The sequence below is a fragment of the Psychrobacter sp. 1Y4 genome, assembly GCF_051847555.1.
In genome coordinates this window covers 1-930 of the sequence record NZ_JBPYDE010000241.1, presented here as the reverse complement: position 1 = coordinate 930, position 930 = coordinate 1, and the positions used below count along the sequence as shown (strand labels likewise).

General features: G+C 35.9%; 1 protein-coding gene. It reads right to left on the bottom strand.

What is annotated here, in order from left to right; all coding sequences use genetic code 11:
- Positions 1 to 29 precede the first annotated feature (29 nt).
- Entirely contained in the window at positions 30 to 650 is a 621-nt protein-coding gene (locus ACS8FC_RS15515; protein WP_290178490.1) for an AbiV family abortive infection protein, read from the bottom strand.
- Between the last annotated feature and the right edge of the window lie 280 nt (positions 651 to 930).

Sequence of the window (930 nt, the reverse complement as noted above, 5' to 3'; positions counted from 1 at the left end):
TATAAAAAACGAGCATAATTATATAATTTTCATTGAATGAGTATTTTTGTCACTCTTAAAAAAATCTCATCAGTTTCATCACTTGCTATAGAAGCAACAGCCGTCATACCCCAAAATAATTCACCAAATAGCTCAATAGCTATCAGTAGGTGTTCAGCTGATAAATTAATGCTTATGAATTTAGAGGGTATATGCAAACCTTCATTAGTTCGACTAAAATACAACGACTTTTCTCTAAGAGCTGAGTATTTCCCTGTTTCATAGTTCATTATTATCTCTTCAACTCTCTCTTTACCAATACTGTTATATAAGCGTTCAGAAGATAAAAATAAAGGGTCGATAGAGATCCTATGCTTTTTGCCATGATTAAAGAGAGGGTCTTTCGATCGCTTTACTCTTTGCTTCGTTTCTAGCCCTCCTCTTGAGCGCATGTGCCCAGCGTGAACTTTAGCAATTTCTTCGAATACAGTAATAGATAAAAATAGCGAAGGTGCTGCACTGTCAGTCATTAATAAGGTATATGAAGCTTTTATCAAATCAAAGATATGCATAATAGCAGCGTTATACTCATCTCTACTCTGTAATCCTGTATAACCATCAGAAATTGATAGAGATGCTTCGTATGCTATATGGTGACCTGTACTTTTCACTACGTGACTCTCCGTTAATGAGTATCAATGACAACTGAGAAGACTTCAATAGCCTTCGGTATTCAGCTGTAGCAAACTGTTTAAGCTACCCGTGCCAGAAAATGGATCTAGACGGCTTATTTTTGATGTGAATGACTTACCCTAAAGACTTTATAAACTTGTTACTATCTAGATCATAGCCTGCTTCACTCAGCTCTTTCGATAGTATATGTTTCCAAGCGCCAGCATTATCTAACTGGTTCCAAATAACACCGCTAAAATCTGTTGGAATTTCTAAATC